Source organism: Haloarcula vallismortis ATCC 29715, from assembly GCF_000337775.1.
Lineage (GTDB): Archaea > Halobacteriota > Halobacteria > Halobacteriales > Haloarculaceae > Haloarcula > Haloarcula vallismortis.
The window spans coordinates 1-16689 of record NZ_AOLQ01000055.1; the positions used below are offsets into that span (position 1 = coordinate 1).

The 16689-nt window shown below is 56.2% G+C and carries 16 protein-coding genes; 3 read left to right on the forward strand and 13 right to left on the reverse strand.

Going from position 1 to position 16689, the window contains the following annotated elements:
* The first annotated feature begins 60 nt into the window (after positions 1–60).
* On the forward strand, positions 61–384 hold the full coding sequence (locus C437_RS12890; RefSeq protein ID WP_049919787.1) for a hypothetical protein: 324 nt from the start codon (positions 61–63) through the stop codon (positions 382–384).
* Positions 385–501: 117 nt separating this feature from the next.
* On the opposite strand, the gene C437_RS12895 is transcribed toward C437_RS12890, so the two are convergent.
* The 4 genes from C437_RS12895 to C437_RS20190 all read right to left on the reverse strand — a co-directional run bounded on the left by C437_RS12895 (position 502) and on the right by C437_RS20190 (position 3027).
* Complete coding sequence (locus tag C437_RS12895; RefSeq protein ID WP_004517403.1) at positions 502–1338, reverse strand: CPBP family intramembrane glutamic endopeptidase; 837 nt, start codon at positions 1336–1338, stop codon at positions 502–504.
* A 348-nt stretch (positions 1339–1686) separates the two neighbouring features.
* Positions 1687–2073, reverse strand: coding sequence for a DoxX family protein (locus C437_RS12900; RefSeq protein WP_049919788.1), 387 nt, complete (start codon positions 2071–2073; stop codon positions 1687–1689).
* 75 nt (positions 2074–2148) lie between these two features.
* Positions 2149–2730: a VIT1/CCC1 transporter family protein gene (locus tag C437_RS12905; protein WP_004517405.1), complete on the reverse strand. Its 582-nt coding sequence runs from the start codon at positions 2728–2730 to the stop codon at positions 2149–2151.
* A gap of 6 nt (positions 2731–2736) precedes the next feature.
* The gene (locus C437_RS20190; RefSeq protein ID WP_004517406.1) at positions 2737–3027 is read right to left on the reverse strand and encodes a DUF211 domain-containing protein; all 291 of its coding nucleotides are present in this window, start codon (positions 3025–3027) and stop codon (positions 2737–2739) included.
* A 353-nt stretch (positions 3028–3380) separates the two neighbouring features.
* Here C437_RS20190 and C437_RS12915 point away from each other — a divergent pair, with 353 nt between their 5' ends.
* Together C437_RS12915 and rdfA are read left to right on the forward strand one after the other, a co-directional pair.
* Entirely contained in the window at positions 3381–4277 is an 897-nt protein-coding gene (locus tag C437_RS12915) for a universal stress protein (RefSeq protein ID WP_004517407.1), read from the forward strand.
* A 117-nt stretch (positions 4278–4394) separates the two neighbouring features.
* Positions 4395–5009, forward strand: a complete 615-nt coding sequence (gene rdfA / locus C437_RS12920) for a rod-determining factor RdfA (RefSeq protein ID WP_004517408.1) — start codon at positions 4395–4397, stop codon at positions 5007–5009.
* 75 nt (positions 5010–5084) lie between these two features.
* On the opposite strand, the gene C437_RS21290 is transcribed toward rdfA, so the two are convergent.
* From C437_RS21290 to C437_RS12960, 9 genes are all read right to left on the reverse strand, one after another.
* Entirely contained in the window at positions 5085–5363 is a 279-nt protein-coding gene (locus C437_RS21290) for a DUF7576 family protein (RefSeq protein WP_074654928.1), read from the reverse strand.
* A gap of 1556 nt (positions 5364–6919) precedes the next feature.
* The gene (gene lpdA, locus C437_RS12925) at positions 6920–8353 is read right to left on the reverse strand and encodes a dihydrolipoyl dehydrogenase (RefSeq protein WP_004517409.1); all 1434 of its coding nucleotides are present in this window, start codon (positions 8351–8353) and stop codon (positions 6920–6922) included.
* On the reverse strand, positions 8353–9873 hold the full coding sequence (locus C437_RS12930) for a dihydrolipoamide acetyltransferase family protein (RefSeq protein WP_004517410.1): 1521 nt from the start codon (positions 9871–9873) through the stop codon (positions 8353–8355). Before C437_RS12930 ends, lpdA begins: the two co-directional genes overlap by 1 nt.
* Position 9874: 1 nt before the next feature.
* The gene (locus C437_RS12935) at positions 9875–10891 is read right to left on the reverse strand and encodes an alpha-ketoacid dehydrogenase subunit beta (RefSeq protein ID WP_004517411.1); all 1017 of its coding nucleotides are present in this window, start codon (positions 10889–10891) and stop codon (positions 9875–9877) included.
* A complete protein-coding gene (gene pdhA / locus C437_RS12940; RefSeq protein ID WP_049919789.1) occupies positions 10888–12036 on the reverse strand; it encodes a pyruvate dehydrogenase (acetyl-transferring) E1 component subunit alpha in 1149 nt (382 codons plus the stop codon). The genes C437_RS12935 and pdhA overlap by 4 nt, the downstream gene beginning before the upstream one ends.
* Before the next feature lie 682 nt (positions 12037–12718).
* Positions 12719–13423, reverse strand: coding sequence for an ABC transporter ATP-binding protein (locus tag C437_RS12945; RefSeq protein ID WP_049919790.1), 705 nt, complete (start codon positions 13421–13423; stop codon positions 12719–12721).
* Positions 13420–14247: an ABC transporter ATP-binding protein gene (locus C437_RS12950; RefSeq protein ID WP_004517414.1), complete on the reverse strand. Its 828-nt coding sequence runs from the start codon at positions 14245–14247 to the stop codon at positions 13420–13422. The genes C437_RS12945 and C437_RS12950 overlap by 4 nt, the downstream gene beginning before the upstream one ends.
* On the reverse strand, positions 14240–15547 hold the full coding sequence (locus C437_RS12955) for a branched-chain amino acid ABC transporter permease (protein ID WP_004517415.1): 1308 nt from the start codon (positions 15545–15547) through the stop codon (positions 14240–14242). Before C437_RS12955 ends, C437_RS12950 begins: the two co-directional genes overlap by 8 nt.
* Positions 15544–16641, reverse strand: a complete 1098-nt coding sequence (locus tag C437_RS12960) for a branched-chain amino acid ABC transporter permease (protein ID WP_004517416.1) — start codon at positions 16639–16641, stop codon at positions 15544–15546. Before C437_RS12960 ends, C437_RS12955 begins: the two co-directional genes overlap by 4 nt.
* Positions 16642–16689 lie beyond the last annotated feature (48 nt).

A 16689-nucleotide genomic window follows, 5' to 3' on the forward strand; every position in this document is an offset into this window, starting at 1 on the left:
CCTCAGTTTCGAGCCCCGGAAGTAGACACGTTTTTACTGACCAATTGCGGATTTTGTATCATGGCGGTAGATAACAATCGGTGTGAAAGCGGCTGTGCTGCCACGCTACCCGATGTTGTTCCGTTCAGCCTCTCTCATGTGACACGACAGAGTTGGGAATTAGGCACGCGCTCTGTGCAGGATGAGCAAACGACAGCGCTCGGGAAATGGTCCTATCAGGCCGGGCAGTGGTCCCTGTCACTGTTTGCGGTAACAAGCGAGACCGCCATTATCCGTATCCAGACACCAGTCGGTCGAAAGCGGTATTACGGGGCGATTCAGTCAGAGCTCCACACAGCTATGCAAGAACTCGAAGCGAGCGCAGCCTGGCAGAAAGTGATGTGAGTCCTGACGACACTACGGACCTGTTCCTCTGGAACGGATTCCGTACAGGAAAATGGGTGTCGCCTTGACGAAACTATAGACGAGCCAGTTAGCAGTCGAGTCTGAAAGGTGTACGCATCAGTCAGGCTGGCCGAGCCCTCCCGCCTGTCCTAGCCGCTTCGGCCCCGAATACACGACTACAACGATAGTGGTGGCGACGAGGAACCCGACCATTGCGAGGCTCGCCGGATCAGAGTCAAGAACAGGGAACATTCCATGGGTCCAGTTCCACGAAGTGTGCATGAGAACCACCGGAAGTAGACTGCCGTTCGTGCTGTTGTACACCCAGGTCATGAGCACAGAGAGCAACGTGATAGCGACGGCGAACCCAAGGAATGGATTGTCGTAGTAGATCGTCTCGCTCGGGATGTAGAACAGAGGGAGATGCCAGACTGCCCAGACGAGTCCAACAGCGAGACCTCCGCCGAGTGGCGTAAGCTGTTCTTGGAGCGGATCAAGGAGGTAGCCACGCCACCCGAACTCTTCTTGAACTGGCCCGCCAAGCAGGAGGATCCAGACGAACGCGATGGGGAGAACAAACGGTTGGTCCGCCCAGGGAAACGTCGGTGTCGTCCCGGTAGCGACGGCTACTACGAGGGCGCTGCCGACGAGCACTGGTGGGAACAGCAAGGCGATGAGAACCCAGCGCTTGCGATAGTCGAGTCGGAACGCTCGGACAGCGAGTCGCCGCACTCCCCTGAACCCGTCGGCGTAGACGACGACGAGAAGCGCAGCGACGGTTGGACCGAACGCACCCAAATCCGGCAGGACCTGCACACCCACATCGGCACCCTCTGCGAGAAGGACCTTCAGCCCCCAAAACCCCCACGACCACGCGAACGTCAGGACGAGAAACGTGGCTATGCCGCCGGTGCCGACCTCCCTGGTGTCCGATTTCCCGCTGACTCGTGTCATGTCACTAATAATATATTACACACAGTATAATATGGGTCATCGGTCCTCGCGTGCCGGCAAGTCGGCTATTTACCGGCAGCCAGTGATCCAGTAAGAGGAATAGTTCCACACGATGGCTGCCGAAACTACGCAAATTACTGTTTGTATGGTCTTCAGCAGTGACAGCCGCCGAATCACATGGTTACGTAACGGCTGAAGGCCTATCAGAGATGTTGGTCGTCGGTATCGGGGCTGGGCTGTTGCTTAGATTGTTGGCGACTCTTCTATCTTTCTCGGCTGAAGCGAGTCGCCATTGACGCCAAGCTCGTGACGAACTCGCCGTGGTTGGGCGATGGGCGTTCGCCACGCTCAGTCGGTGTACCAGTACGCCCAGAGAATCAACACGCCCTGAAGCGGCAGCCGCGCCCAGCGGACCAGCGCAGATGGCTGGCCGCCACCCGTTCCATCGATGGTGACCATAGAGACAGCCATGTAGATGTTCGCGGGAAAGATCGCGACGAGCAGTGCAATCGTCGCCCAAGCGGCGTATGAGCGCGTCTGCGGCACCAACAGGCCGAGCCCGACACCGACCTCGGCGACGCCGGACAGATACACCAGCGCAAGCGGCGCCGGCAAAACCGGCGGCACGATCTGGACGTATAGCTCTGGCACGACGAAATGCAATATCCCAACAACATACAGGAGCGCCATCACGTAGCACAACGGTCGTTTGAACTGCCGCAAGCCAACACGCATCTGTCAGTGTGTAGGTCGGGCAGTAGAAAGGAAGTTGGGATTTGGACTCCAGTGGGAAAACAGAGGAGCGGCCTCTCATCCAGGGAGAAAGAGATTGAGGATTGCCACGACTACGCCAGCAAGTCCCATTCGAGCGGCAGCCACGTACCACCGCTGGCCCGAAATCGAACCCATGTAGGCACCGAACGCACCCAACACACCGACGCCCAGGCCGACCGCAATGAGTGCCGCCTCCGTCATCGTGACGACAGTCCCGGCGACAAGGAACGGCGTCAGCGGAATCAGAATCCCGACAAGCGGCCCCAGCCCGCTCATGATGGCGTGAACGAACCGGGCACCGCGCTGGTTCCGCTGTACGCGGGTATCATCAAGATCTGTGAGCATCGCTTGCTCGATACGTCTGATTTCGGCTCGAGTTTCGGCACGTTCGATTTCCCACACGCTCCAGACCGCAGAGGTCCCGAGTCCGACTGCTGCCCCCAGTCCAATTTTGATCACAGTGCCTCCGTCAGAGACCCCCGAAAGGACGGCCCCGACGATGATGCCAATGCTCGTGAGCGTCCCGTCGAAGCCGTTCGAAATGAAGTATCGACGAGAGATTGCAAGGACATCTTCCTTTCCAAGCAGGCGCCTGAAGAACTGTCGAATGGACGCCACAGCGAATCAGCCATCCTGTAACGTCCGTCGATCCGTGACAACGGCGTCACCGCAGGCAACCTGGTCGACGGAGTGTACTGACCCGCCGAGGTTTTCGATCGTCTCATCGATCGCCTCGAAGTCCAGATCGTCGCCTTCGAACGTGAGCTTGACGTTTTGCACTTCCTGATCCAGTTCAATCAGGGACGCTGTTGCTCCATCGACACTCGCAATTTCGGCCAGTTGATCGGTGAACGTCAGTAGCGGTGGGTCGTGTGGTTTCAGGACATCGATAACAAGGCGTCGGACTGCTGCCATATCTCAACACGCGAAGGGTTATGGTAAAAATGTGTGCCAAGACCACTCCGTCAGCGCATCAACTCTATAGAGACCCGACAGCAGTACTGTACATTCTCTATCAGAATAGATGTCAAGAACCGTCAGCAGGCGAGATGTTATTAGATCTCACTGTGTAGTTCGTCGAACAGCGTCTCTGGACTACCATGCATCTGAAACGACAGCGAGCCGAACAGTTTGCTACGCAGACGATGATACAACAGGGGCTCAGAGGCCACAGTCACAACGGGAGGACAAATAGAGCCTTCCACCCACCCCACGACGGTCTCCGTTGCCCAGATAGCTGACCGGGGTTCAACCAAGCGACTACCAGCATGTACGACACCATCCTGTTCCCGACTGACGGGAGCGACGCCGCAGAATCGGTTCTTGAATACGCGCTACAGATCGCAGTCGAGCACGAGGCGACAATCCATATCCTCAACGTCGCTGACACTGGCCACGACAGTGCCACCACGGTTCGTGAAGAAGTCGTCGACGTTCTCGAAACAGAGGGAGAGCGCATTGTGGCAGAAGCCACACAACGCGCGAAGGACAGCGGCGTTCCAGTTGTCTCTGCAGTCCTTCAGGGTGACCCACACAGGACGATAGTCGACTACAGCGAACAGTCCGACAGTGACTGCATCGTCATGCCGACACACGGGCAACGTGGGATCAAGCGAATCCTCCTCGGAAGCGTCACCGAGCGTGTCATCAACACGGCGACAGTGCCCGTCGTTGCGGTCAACCCTGCCAAGGATCGGTCACTCGCGTATCCGCCAAAGCACGTCCTCGTCCCAACGGATGGCAGTCGTGGCGCAGAGCTCGCAGTGACACAGGGGATTGCCGTTGCAAAAGCGACGGGGGCCACACTCCATCTGCTCCACGTTGTCGAGACCGCCGGGCTCGGGCCCGAGACGCGCTCTGGCCGAAAGGAGGGGGAGTTGACTGATCGGGCGAGCGAAATTGTGGCGGAGGCGACCGAGAGGGTCGAGGAAGCGTCGCTTGACTCGGTCACCACAGCCATCGAATACGGTACCCCTTCGAAGGTGATTTGTGACTACATAGACGAGAACGAGGTCGATCTCGCGATGATGGGGACACACGGACGGACGGATTTCAGCAGGTACGTCATGGGTGGTGTCAGCGCCAAAATCGTCCGGACGTCCCCAGTTCCAGTGGTGTGGGTGCGCGAGCCCGACACTGAATCAGATGAGTCGGTCGAGTTGTGAATCTGCCAGCCTATCCTAGAGTACGGGTCACATAACGCTTCTGTGCGTACTGGTCCCCAACGGAACTCTCGATATGCGGGAGTGTTTAGTAACCATAGACACCACGTAAATCGAATCATGACCACAGATGACTCACAGCCCGGAGGGGGGACGAGCAAAGTCGATGCCGTGATTCAGAAATACGATCTTGTCGGGATGGGTGCAGAGCTCGAAAGTCGGTGGGTTGGCGACGAGGGCGAAGAGCAAAGTACCCGCGACCTTGCTGACTATTTCAATCAGTCAGTGCTCGAATCGGCCATCGAAGGGACTGACGCTCCGACACTAAGTGGCGATATCCAACAGGTCTATCAGTCACTCAGTGAAGATGACGCCGACGCCCCGATCATACGCTCTCGCCTCGAACAGAGCGGCGTCGATATCGAATCTGTGATGGCTGACTTTATCTCCCACCAGACAGTGTATCGCTACCTCACGAACGACCGTGGCGCGGTCAGACCTGAGCAGACGCCCGGAGAGCGGAAAAAAAGCGCTATTGACAGAATACAGCGCCTCCGGGGGCGAACCACCGCTGTAACAAGACAAACTATCGAGAGTCTAGAAAAAAACGACGCCATCTCGGCAGGCGAGTTCAACATCATCAACGAACTGCAGGTGCTGTGTGAGGACTGTGGCCGTAGCTACGATATTGTCGCGTTTCTGGAACAAGATGGCTGCGACTGTCAGTCCGCATAACGGTATCTGTACGTATTATCACAGACAGCCCGGACAGCAGTCCCGTAAGCACACCTGTTCCACGACGGACAGCAGTCAGCCGAGCCTCGGGAACCGGTCGGACTTACAGTCGACACTGCAGAACGCGTATTCCGTGACGTTACCGGAATTATCTCTGGTAGTCACATTTCGATACTGGACGTTTTCACCGATCGGTGCTCCACAGTGATCGCAGTGTCGCGTTGCAATCGAGTTAACCACGACCCTGATAGATTGGCTCTCAACGCTTTCGGGGACTGCACTTCGCGCTTGGTCCGCGTTTGCGATATCTGCTGGTTGTTGGCTACGATGCTCCTGCGTGTTTTGTGCGTTCATGATGTTGCTGAGTGTGATTTGTCGTTGGTGTCATAGCGCTTCGTAGGGTGGGTCGTCTCGACCCGAAAACCGTCGGCTGGTGCTCTGGAGACCAGCCAAGACTGACGTTTTCCACCTGTGTGCCGGCGTTTGCCCGCACTGTGATGGTCTACGTCAGTTTAAAATGTAAAAAATGTAAAACTAGATAGAGAGCAATCCGCACCGATCAAGTGCCGGGACAGCGGGCTTGCCTTCCAAGCCGTACGGTTAACGCCCGGGTTCATGCAAGTATCTTTAATGGATGTACACTTAACGATTCTGTGAGTGATATTCACACTCACCAATTACCTGCGTCTGTAAGCGACCCCCTCTCAGTAGCGGAATTGCTGTATACTAACCAAATGATTAAATACGACAGTTAATCATATAGATGTATGATACCGGGTTCTCGGACGACAGAAGCGTCCCAGAGAACGAGAGATGCAGTGGCTGTAGAGACTGATTATACGTTTTAATCCGACATATCCGGTGGCCCACCATACCCTGGGCAGTAACCCGGAATCGGTGGTAAACGTCGGGAAGCCGTCCATCGCTACGCCGGAGATGTGTTCCAGTAAAACGAGCCCTCCACCTGTCAACAACGAATCGATACAAACGATGAAGGGAGAAACTGAGGCAGAGCAGCCACTAGCAACCGGTCGTTGCAGCATGAATACTAGCAGCAACACAGCCGCTGCCGAGCTGATTATTCAAAACAAGTCAACGCGAGTCTTGGTTGGCGGGTCACCGAGCTACCGCTGTGACTACTGTGGACAGGTAATCAGCGAGCGGATGAGATACAGTGGAGTTACGATACGAGACTCGGCCGGAAATATAACGGAGCATTTCTTCTGCGAAGAGGAGTGTATGATATCTCAGTATCCCGACATTTAACATATATGTTTAGATCGATATCAGCACAAGCCCTATATATACAAAGCTATCGAACACAATATGATATCTTCATATTTTAGCTGACGCTGTGGAAAGCCAAATAGCAGTACATCTAGGAGTATAAAACAATATCTGAGTATTTGGCTGAGATAAAAGCTTGGGTATATGTATATTACCCGTTTTGTTTGGACACTCACTTTATTTTCTCGTTCTGAAGAGTTGTCTGATATATAAATATTCTCAGTGTATTAATATGCAACAGTACAGAATAAGGGATGGGTTTAGGTGTTTCCACAATCCATGCCACCACATGACATACTATAATGGAAGTAAGGGTATCCTGTACAAAGAACTGCCAACAGACGCACCGAGACCTGAAAAAGAAGAAGACAACAAACTGAGCACCAGTGACGGTGGCGCAACGCAAACGGTCGCAAACGACTGACTCTGGTTCATAGCCGGTGTCCGCCGGCGAACCTATATACAGTCGGTATGATGAAAGGGCAACGTAGAGTCCTCTCAGTGACTATCTGCTCTGAAGTTGCAGTTTTGAATTAGCAGACAATACCATATCGGCCATAATTGGGTGGAGGCTTTCGCAGTTTGGTCGTAAATAAAGAGACGGATGTCTCAATGTGGTTCAGTTAGTTTTGTCTGTGTATCGCCTTTCCTCTTGCACTCTGTGCGGCTTCCATTATCGATTCACTTAATGTTGGATGCGTATGGACAGTGGACCCGATGTCCTGGAGCTTAGCACCCATTTCGATCATTGCTGCGATTTCTGCAATCAATTCGGCTGCCTCCGGCCCGACAATCTGTGCACCGATTACACGTTCAGTTTCTTTTGCAGCGACGATTCGGACAAAGCCGTCCGTCCGGTTTGCGGTTAGTGCTCGTCCAGATGCCTGAAACTGGAACTCACCGGTGAGCGGTGCGACACCTTCATTTGCTGCTTCCGCTGCCGTCAGCCCCACAGTTCCGATTTCCGGATCGGTAAACACGGCAGCCGGGAGTGCCTGATAGTCGACCGCAGCGGGTTCACCAGCAATGACTTCCGCTGCAACCTCTCCTTCTTTCGATCCCTTGTGCGCGAGCATCGGTTCACCCGCAACGTCACCGACCGCGAAAATGTGCTCCTTGTTTGTCCGGCACCTGCTATCTGTTGGAATGAACCCCTGAGAACTGGTTTCGACGCCAGCGGCGTCGATACTGAGGGTGTCAGTCACCGGGCGCCTGCCGACGGCAACAAGTATTCTGTCAGCGGTGAGTTCTATATCGCTATCATGTGCCGCCTCTTCCGTGGGGACAGCAGTCAGAACGGCCTCATCGCCCGACTCCACCCAGCTGTCCGCAGTGTACCCGAAATGGAAATCCACACCGATGTCCTCCGCTCGCTGCCTGACTATCGAGGCGATGTCTTCCTGATAGCTGGGAAGCGCCTGTCCGAGCATCTCAATAACCGAGACGTCGCTCCCAAGTCGGCTAAAGACAGTCGCTAGCTCCATGCCGATGTATCCAGCTCCGACGATTGCGAGTTCGTCTGGCACTGTGTCGAAGTTCAGAGCGCCATCTGACGAGACAATACGCTCATCATCGAAGTCGAACCCCGGAATTGCAACCGGTCTGGATCCCGTCGCGATGATGCAGCGTTCGAATTTCAGCGATTCAGACCCCTGTCCTTCACCCTGGTGGACGATTCTGACCTTGTTTTCGTCGGCAAATTCGGCAGTCCCTCTCAGCAGGTTCACACCAGTTGCCGTACACAGTTGCTCGATACCGCTCGTTAACTGGTCGACGACGCCGTCTTTCCAGCTCATCATCTCGTCGAGTGCGACCGTTGGGTCCGCGTAAATCCCCAGTTCCTCCGCGTTGCCGGCCTCTGATGCCAGTTTTGAACCGTGTATCAGCGCCTTAGAGGGGATACAGCCTCGGTTGAGACAGGCTCCCCCGTACTCTCCCTTTTCAACGAGCGTGACATCGAGGTCAAGCTGTGCAGCGCGGATTGCGGCGACGTATCCGCCGGGACCCGCACCAATAACCAGTACGTCAGTCGACGTAGTTACATCTCCGACGACCATTATTCTAGTAGTAGCAGGTTTGGATTTCGCAGGTATTTCTGTACGGAGTTCGTGAACTGTGCAGCGTCTGCACCATCAAGCACCCGATGGTCGAACGACAACGATAGTGTCATAATATGTCGAGGTTCTATCGTCTCTTCACCATCAGCTTCGACGACCCGTGGCTTCTTCTTGATTGCACCCAGTGCCAAAATAGCGCTCTCCGGCTGATTGATTATCGGGGTGCCGTACTCCCCGCCGATTCCGCCGATGTTCGAGATGGTAAATGTCCCATCACGCATTTCCGCCGGCGAAAGACGCCGTTCTCTGGCTTTCTGGGTCTTTTCGTTGGTTTCCGAGGCAACTTCGAACAGGTCTTTCTTATCGACGTCCTTGACAACGGGAACTAACAGCCCAGCATCAGTTGCCGTTGCGACGCCGATATTGTAGTACTGTTTCTCGACAATCTCTTCGTTTGCTTCGTCGAGGGAGGCGTTTACCTGTGGGTTCTTTTTGAGGGCCGCGGCACATGCTTTCATAACGAACGGCATATACGTCAGTCGAGTACCGTGCTCCTCGGCCTCCTGTTTGAGGGTCGAGCGAGCGTCGACCAGAGCGGTAACATCAACCTCGTCCTGATGGGTGACGTGTGGAGCCGTGTATTTCGACGACGTCATCGCCGATCCAATCGTTTGCCTGATCCCGTTGTATGGCTTCCGAGATTCCGGGCGCGCTGGATCGTCTGTTGCTGCGCCCTCGGCTAGCGCTTCTCCATCCGTTTTCTGTGCCTGCTGTTGTGCCTTTGCGTACTCCTGGACCGCTTCCAGCGTGACAAACGGTTCGCCGTCCTTTTGTTCGTCGGTGGGGACGGTATCGAGATCTATTCCTGCCTCCGCTGCAATATGCCTGGCTTTCGGGACGGCAACGGTCGTTTCCCGGTCTGCTGTGTCGCCAGTCTGTGCCGGACTGACAGACTGCGCCGAGGCCGCCTCCCGGTTTCGTTGCGTCGGGGCAGCGGTCTGTTGAGTTGAACGGTCCTGAGTCGCGGGGTCCGCTCCCGCGTGCGCGCGAACATCGGATTTGGTTATCCGTCCCGAAGACGAGTCCGCGATACTGGAAATATCGACGCCCAGCGAGCGGGCAAGACGACGCACAGACGGCGAGGCGGGGATGTGGACGCGCTGTGTCACTTCCGGGTCTGACTGCGTATCGCTGGCTGGCTGTGCTGTGGCTCCGATAGTGGATTGCTGGCTGGTGTCCGCAGTGGTGTTGTCTGTCGACGCTGTTTCAGCTCCGTCTTCATCCTCAACCCGAAAGACAATGATCACATCACCGACTGGGACGGTCTCACCTTCACCAGCACGGAGTTCTTCGACAACGCCGTCGACGGGTGATGGAACATCAACGACGGCTTTGTCGGTCTCGACTTCCGCTACCGGCTGGTCCTCCGAAACAGAGTCGCCCGGCTCGACACGCCAGCGTAGCAGTTCGCCCTCAGCGACGCCTTCACCGACATCGGGTAGTTCGAATTCGCGCACCATGTTAGAAATCGACTGTTTCGCGGATTCCGTCCTGAATACGGACGGCCTGTGGCAGATAGTAATCCTCCAGCGAATGGAGTGGCATGGGGGCATCGAAGCCGGCGATTCGTTTGATTGGCGCTTCCTGATGTACGAGCGCTTCTTCCTGAATTGTCGTTGCGATTTCCGCTCCTAATCCGCCAGTCTTCGGTGCTTCGTGAACAATCGCGGCTCTTCCGGTCTTTTTGAATGAGTCAGTGATCGTCTCTATGTCGAGTGGGGACAGAGTCCGCAAATCGATGATTTCGGCATCGATGCCATGTGATTGGCTGAGATTCTCCGCGGCGATCAGGGCAGGCCGAGTCATTGCCCCCCAGGTATAGACTGAGATGTCGGTCCCCTCCCGCCGGACAGCAGCCTCACTCAGGGACACTTCATACGGCTTCGTTGGGACATCCTCACGAAAGGCGCGGTAGATCAACTTCGGCTCCAGGAAGATGACTGGATCCGGGTCGTGGATGGACGCCGCCAGCAGTCCCTTTGCATCGTAGGGCGTGCTTGGCGAGACGACCTTGAGGCCGGGCTCGTGCACGAAGAACGCTTCCTTCGACTCGGAGTGGTGTTCTGGGGCCCGGATACCACCGCCGTACGGAGCCCGTATCACCATCGGCACCGAATACTGGCCCTGACTACGGCTCCGGAGGCGGGCAGCGTGACTGACAATCTGGTCGAAGGCAGGGTACATGAAGCCCATGAACTGCATCTCGGGAACAGGCTTCATCCCGGTCTGAGCGAGTCCGATCGAAGCCCCGATGATTCCGGCTTCTGCCAGTGGCGTGTCGATGACGCGGTCTTCGCCGAACTCTTCGTAGAGCTGGTCGGTTGCTCTGAAAACACCGCCGTTCTTGCCGACGTCTTCGCCCAAGACGACGACGTTGTCGTCCTGTGCCATTTCAGTGTACAACCCGTCCTGTATCGCCTCCACGAGAGTGAGACGCTGGGCATTTTGCCCAGTCTGCGTGCTGGCTGTCGAGCTCATTCCAGCACCTCCGAGAACGCACCGTCATCGTACTTCTCACGCAGCCGGTTCAGTTCGTCCCGCTGTTCTTCGAGTCGCGCTGGAACCTCGTCGTACACGTGCTCAACGATATTGTCCGGACTCGTCTCCGTCTGCTCCGCCGTTTCTATCGCTTCACTAACCTCTTGTTCGATTCGGTCTTGGATCTCACTTTCGAGAGCTGAATCGAGAATGCCCTCGTTGTAGAGATACTTTTCAATCCGGTCCACAGGGTCACGGTCTCGCCAGGCTTCTTCCTCCGATTCGTCTCTGTAAACGGACGGGTCATCCGCGGTAGTGTGTGCACCAAAGCGATACTGAACGGACTCGATGAGCGTCGGCCGTCGCTCACCGGGATCTGGATTCCGGGCTTTTTCGAGTGCCTCACTGGCGACCTTGTAGACCGCAAGCGGGTCCAACCCGTCGACTCGCACGCCGTCGATGCCATATGCCTGTGCCTTTTCAGCGATTGTTTCGCTCGCGGTCTGTTGCTCTCGGGGGACCGAAATCGCCCATTGGTTGTTGTTACAGACGAATACAGCAGGGACATCGAACACCCCAGCGAAGTTCAGCCCTTCGTGGAAGTCTCCTTCGGAGGTCGCACCATCACCGAGGTGACACAGGACGGCCGTATCCGTTTTTCCCTGTAGCTTGTGTCCCCAAGCCATTCCCATGGCCTGTGGGACTTGGGTTGCAATCGGTATGTACTCCGGCATCACGTTGACGTCTTCCGGAATTGCGTATCCTTCCCGATAACCCCGCAGTGGCTCGAAGAGGGATTCCAGTTCCATCCCGTGGGCGTACTTCGCCGCGTGCTCTCTGTAGGTCGGGAACAACCAGTCTTGTTCGGCAAGCGCCAAGCTCGTGGCGACCTGTGACCCCTCCTGTCCGGTCATTGGTGCGTACGTTGCCAGTCGTCCCTGTCGCTGAAAGCTAATCGCCCGCTGGTCAAAGTGACGAGCGAGCTTGATAGTCTCATACAGCTCAAGTAACTGCCTATCTGAGAGAGGTGGGACAGAGGCCTGCGGTAGTACGTTGCCTTCAGCATCCAGTACCTGTACCAGGTCCGAATCTTGTCTGACGGGCGCTGGCAAGTCCGTGTTTCCTGCTTCGTTTTTCATGTTCATTGTTTTCGATGATGTTTTCGTATTCGACAGACGCTCCCTCGACAGACCCTGATGACCCGAACAGCCGCTGGTTACGGCTCCCCGAGCGAGTTCAAGGCTGGCGTTTTCCACCGGACCACAGGGACCACCTGTGCGCCAGCGGTCTACGCCAGTTTAAATGTCGAAAATCGAAAAGATGTAGCTGTGGCGGAGGGCAGTGCCCAATCCATTAATTGCCGGGACAGCTGACCTGCAGGGCAGGCGGTAGGGTTCGAGCCCGGGTGCATATGTGGAGTCTGACATGGTAGATACTTATTGTTTGTGCGGCACTCGTTCACACGACACAGTGGCTATCCCGGTGTGAACGGTGATGTGTGTCGGCACAGAGCGGCGTGGATGTGGCGGCAAATGTAATTTTATTGATGTTTGCAGCCATGGCTACAATTTGTGAGAGTATCGGTACAACCGTCATGCAGACACTCTTACCGACGGTACGATAGTGCAAGCAGTTGTCTGGAACGAGGCGTGTAAAATGACTGCCACCTAGATGGAGGCAGGCCGGCAGCGTCCAAATGTGTTCGCCAATTATGCGGCCCATCGAAGAGTCAACGACATATGCAGACGCAACAGCCCGTGGAGTAATTCGTGTGGGAGTATGCCTGTGACAAAACACAGCCACCAAGCCAGTGTCGGGATACAGGAGCTACCCGCCGAGAAAATCCTCGCGGACCTGTTGGTCGTTGAGGAGTGCCTCACCGCTGTCTTCGTGTCGGTTCTGCCCCTGTACAAGTACATAGCCGCGGTCACACCGGCGCAATGCCTCTTTGGCGTTTTGTTCGACGAGGAGAACTGCGGTACCGGCGTCGTTAATCTCATCAATCCGGTCAAACATCTCATCGACGAGATCCGGTGCGAGGCCTGCGCTGGGCTCGTCGAGCAGTAACAGGTCGGGATCAAGCATGAGCGCACGGCCCATCGCCAGCATCTGTTGTTGCCCCCCTGACAGTGTCCCTGCTTTCTGCTCCGACCGGGATTCCAGTATCGGGAACCGGTCGTAAACCGCCTGTAACCGTTCCTCCGGGAACTGGTCCAGCGTGTATGCACCCATCTTGAGGTTCTCGGTGACCGTCAGCGGCTCGAACACGTTGTTGCTCTGGGGAACAAAGCTCAAACCGTACGAGATTATCTCTTCCGGTTGTTCACCGGCGATGTCCTGCTCACCGAATACGATTTTCCCACCCATGTACGTCGTCAGTCCGAACACTGATTTCATCACAGTGGATTTGCCTGCACCATTCGGGCCGACGATGGTGATGTACTCACCCTGTCCGACCTCCATGTCGACATCTGTGAGAATCTGCAGATCACCGTAGCCGGCGTCCAGTTGCTGCACTGATAGTAAGCTCATATTGTCACCTCTTCTCCGAGGTATGCATCGAGTACTTTATCATTGTTTTTCACTGTGTCCGGTTGGCCCTCTGTGAGAACACTCCCCTGGTGCATCACGATGACCGTATCGCAGTTATTCATAATGACGTCCATGTCGTGTTCGACGAAGAGGAAGGTGTAGCCCTGCTCTTTGAGCGTATGCAACCGGTCAATGAGTTTCTCCTCAAGCGTTGGGTTGACTCCTGCAAGCGGTTCATCTAGCAACACCATCTCGGGATCGGTCATGAGCACACGCGCCATCTCCAGCAGCTTCCGTTGGCCCCCTGAGAGATTGCCGGCGGATTCGTGCGCGACGTGTTCTATCTCGAACAGTTCAAGCATTTCCCAGGCCTGTTTTCGGAGCGCCTTCTCCTGCTCGACGACCTGTGTTCTGGCTCGCGGGAGGACCGCCCGCCAGATTGCTTCGCCGACCTGGTTCTGTGGTGCCAGCATCAGATTTTCCAGCACGGTCATCTCCGAGAGCTCCCGTGCTATCTGGAAGGTCCGTACGAGACCCTGGTTTGCAACCTGATCTGACCGATACCCCGTTATCTCCGTGTCGTTGAACTCGACTGCGCCCCCGTCCGGGCGTTGCACACCGGTAATGAGGTCGAACGTCGTCGACTTGCCTGCACCATTCGGACCAATCAGGCCAGTGATCGACCCCTTTTCGACGTGGAAAGAGACGTCAGCGACGGCGGTAATACCACCAAACGTCTTTCGCAGGTTCTTCACTGTGAGTATCTGCTCTTGCTGTCCGTTCTGGGTCTGGTCCCTCTGTGCTGATTGTACGTTCTTACTCATAGTCGTCCTCGCGAGTTTCCCGTTGCGAGAGGTCAACGCTTGATGCGATTGCTTTTCGGTGACCGAGCAGGCCATCCGGATGCCGTTGCATAAGATACACCAGAACGATACCTAGCAGCATAAGCCGGAGCGCAGAGATGCTCACGTCCTGCACGGAATACGCCAGTAACGGTATGACATCACCGGAGCCTAACTCGACGATGGCCGCGACAAGCGTATCGGGAGCATTGCTGAGCTGGAGGGACTCCGCTACGACCCGGCGGATAAACGAAGGGCCTTCGAAGAGCAGACTCGCGAATAGAGCACCGCCGACAATACTCCCCGTTGGCGAGCCAGTCCCGCCGATAAACAGCGCAATGAAGATGTAAAACGTCTGTATCGGTTTGAACATCCGTGGTGAGGCATACCCCCCAGAGAGACGCCAGAGGATAGCAATCAGGCCCATGAGCGCACAGCCAAGCGCGAACGTCTTGATCTTGAACAGGCGCGTATCCTTCCCCAGCGCCTGCGTGACCTGCTGGTCCTCGCGAATACTCTTGAGGACGCGTCCGAAAGGTGACTTCCCGATGCGAACCATCAGCCAGTACAGGAGGCCAAGACAGAGGCATAACACGACCACGTACGCCCAGCCGATGACTAGCGTCTCCTCAATTCCCAGCGGTTCCACGGCGCTGAATATCGCCGCCCCGAGAGCGTTGGGTGCTGGGGCTGTTGCGGCCGGGTCCGTGTAAAAGAGAATCCGGATCGGATTCGATGGCAAGGACAGCCCCGTTGCGCCGCCCGTCCCGAATGCAACACCGGCGATGCGGGTGTTTGCGAACTCCGGCGCACGGAGTGTGAGGCGGACGATTTCCGAGAATGCGACAGTGACGATTGCAAGATAATCGGCACGGAGTCGGATCGCAGGTAACGCAGCGAGGCCACCGATGAGTCCAGTCACGAGTATTGCACCCAGAATCGCAACCGGGAGTGGTAGCCCAAAGCCAGGCGGACTGGCCGTCACCGGAGCGGTCAGTATCCCCATCGTGTACACACCGATTGCCATGAACCCTGCTGCACCGAGATTGAACAGGCCCGCGTATCCCCACTGGAGGTTCAGCGCGAGCGCCAACATGGCATAGATCGCTGAAAGGAAGGCGACACGGCGGAGCGTGTTGACCGTGCCATTCAGCTGGAACCCAAGGACGACGCTGAAAAGCGCGTACAACCCCCCGATAGCGAGGGCAAGAGCGATAAGCAGGCGCACGTCATTGTTGCCGAGCCAACCCTCAGCCCGCGCCTGAATAGAGCCTGTACTCATGCCGTCGTCCTCCCGCTGAACAGCCCCGACGGACGCACGAGCAGCATGACGATCATGAGAACGAACGCCGCAGCCAGGAGGAAGCTGGCTGGAATCCAGACGAGCGCGAGTCGGCTCGCGATGCCGAGAATGACACCGCCGACCATTGCGCCGTAAATCGAACCGACACCGCCGAGGATGACCGCTGCGAACACCAGTAGCAGCAGGTCCCACCCCATTGTTACTGTGAGCGTCCCCTGCTGTAATGCGATAAGAAAGCCTGCACACCCGGTAAGCCCGCCGCCGATACCCCACGTGAGTTTGACGACGCGCTCTGTGGGGATGCCCGTGACTTTTGCGAGGTCTTTGTTCGCAGCCATTGCACGCATCGCCGTACCGATTTTAGTGTACTGGAGCAGAACGTGGGTGGCAAGCATCAGGAGTGCGGCGACGAGGACCAGCGTAATCTGGTGCCCGCCAAAGGTGACGCCTCCAAGAGTAAACTGGGGGACGTTCCCGCCTGTCAGTCCGCGGCTGTCGGTCAGGAACGAAAAGGTGAGGAAGTTACGAAGGAACAGTGCGACACCGACGCTAGCAATCATCAGCGTCACACCGTCGGCGCTACGCATCGGCTTGAAAACGATTCGATCCAGCAAAAGCGAAAGGGCGGCTGTCAGGACCGCAGCGACCAGTAGGCCAGCCAGCAGGGCCAGTGGGGTATTGACGACGTTTATTCCAAGCTCGTTCGAACCGACCGCGATTGGGCCGCCGATGAGGACGAGCGCTTCAACGGAGAAGTCACCCAGCCCGGCAATCAGAAACGCCGTCGCCCACCCGGCGAACGCACCGCTCGTAATCAGGTCGCCGTGGGCAAAGTTCGCGAAATTGAGGATGCTGTATGTCATCGAGAGGCCGACGCCGGCCAGTCCAAGCGACATCCCAAGCACCAGTCCGTTCCAGAGATAACTCACGAGATCTGTGGCGGTAATTGTTCCAGTTCCTAGCTGTCGAAAGATATCGAAGACGAGAAACACGCCGATAACCGCGAATACAACGAGTACTGGGCGGTTATACACTATATTCTGTCCACGGCTGTAGTAGTCTCGTGCCGCCATATTTCTGTGCTCTGTACCCAGTGTTAAAAATCTTGATGTAAAATTGTC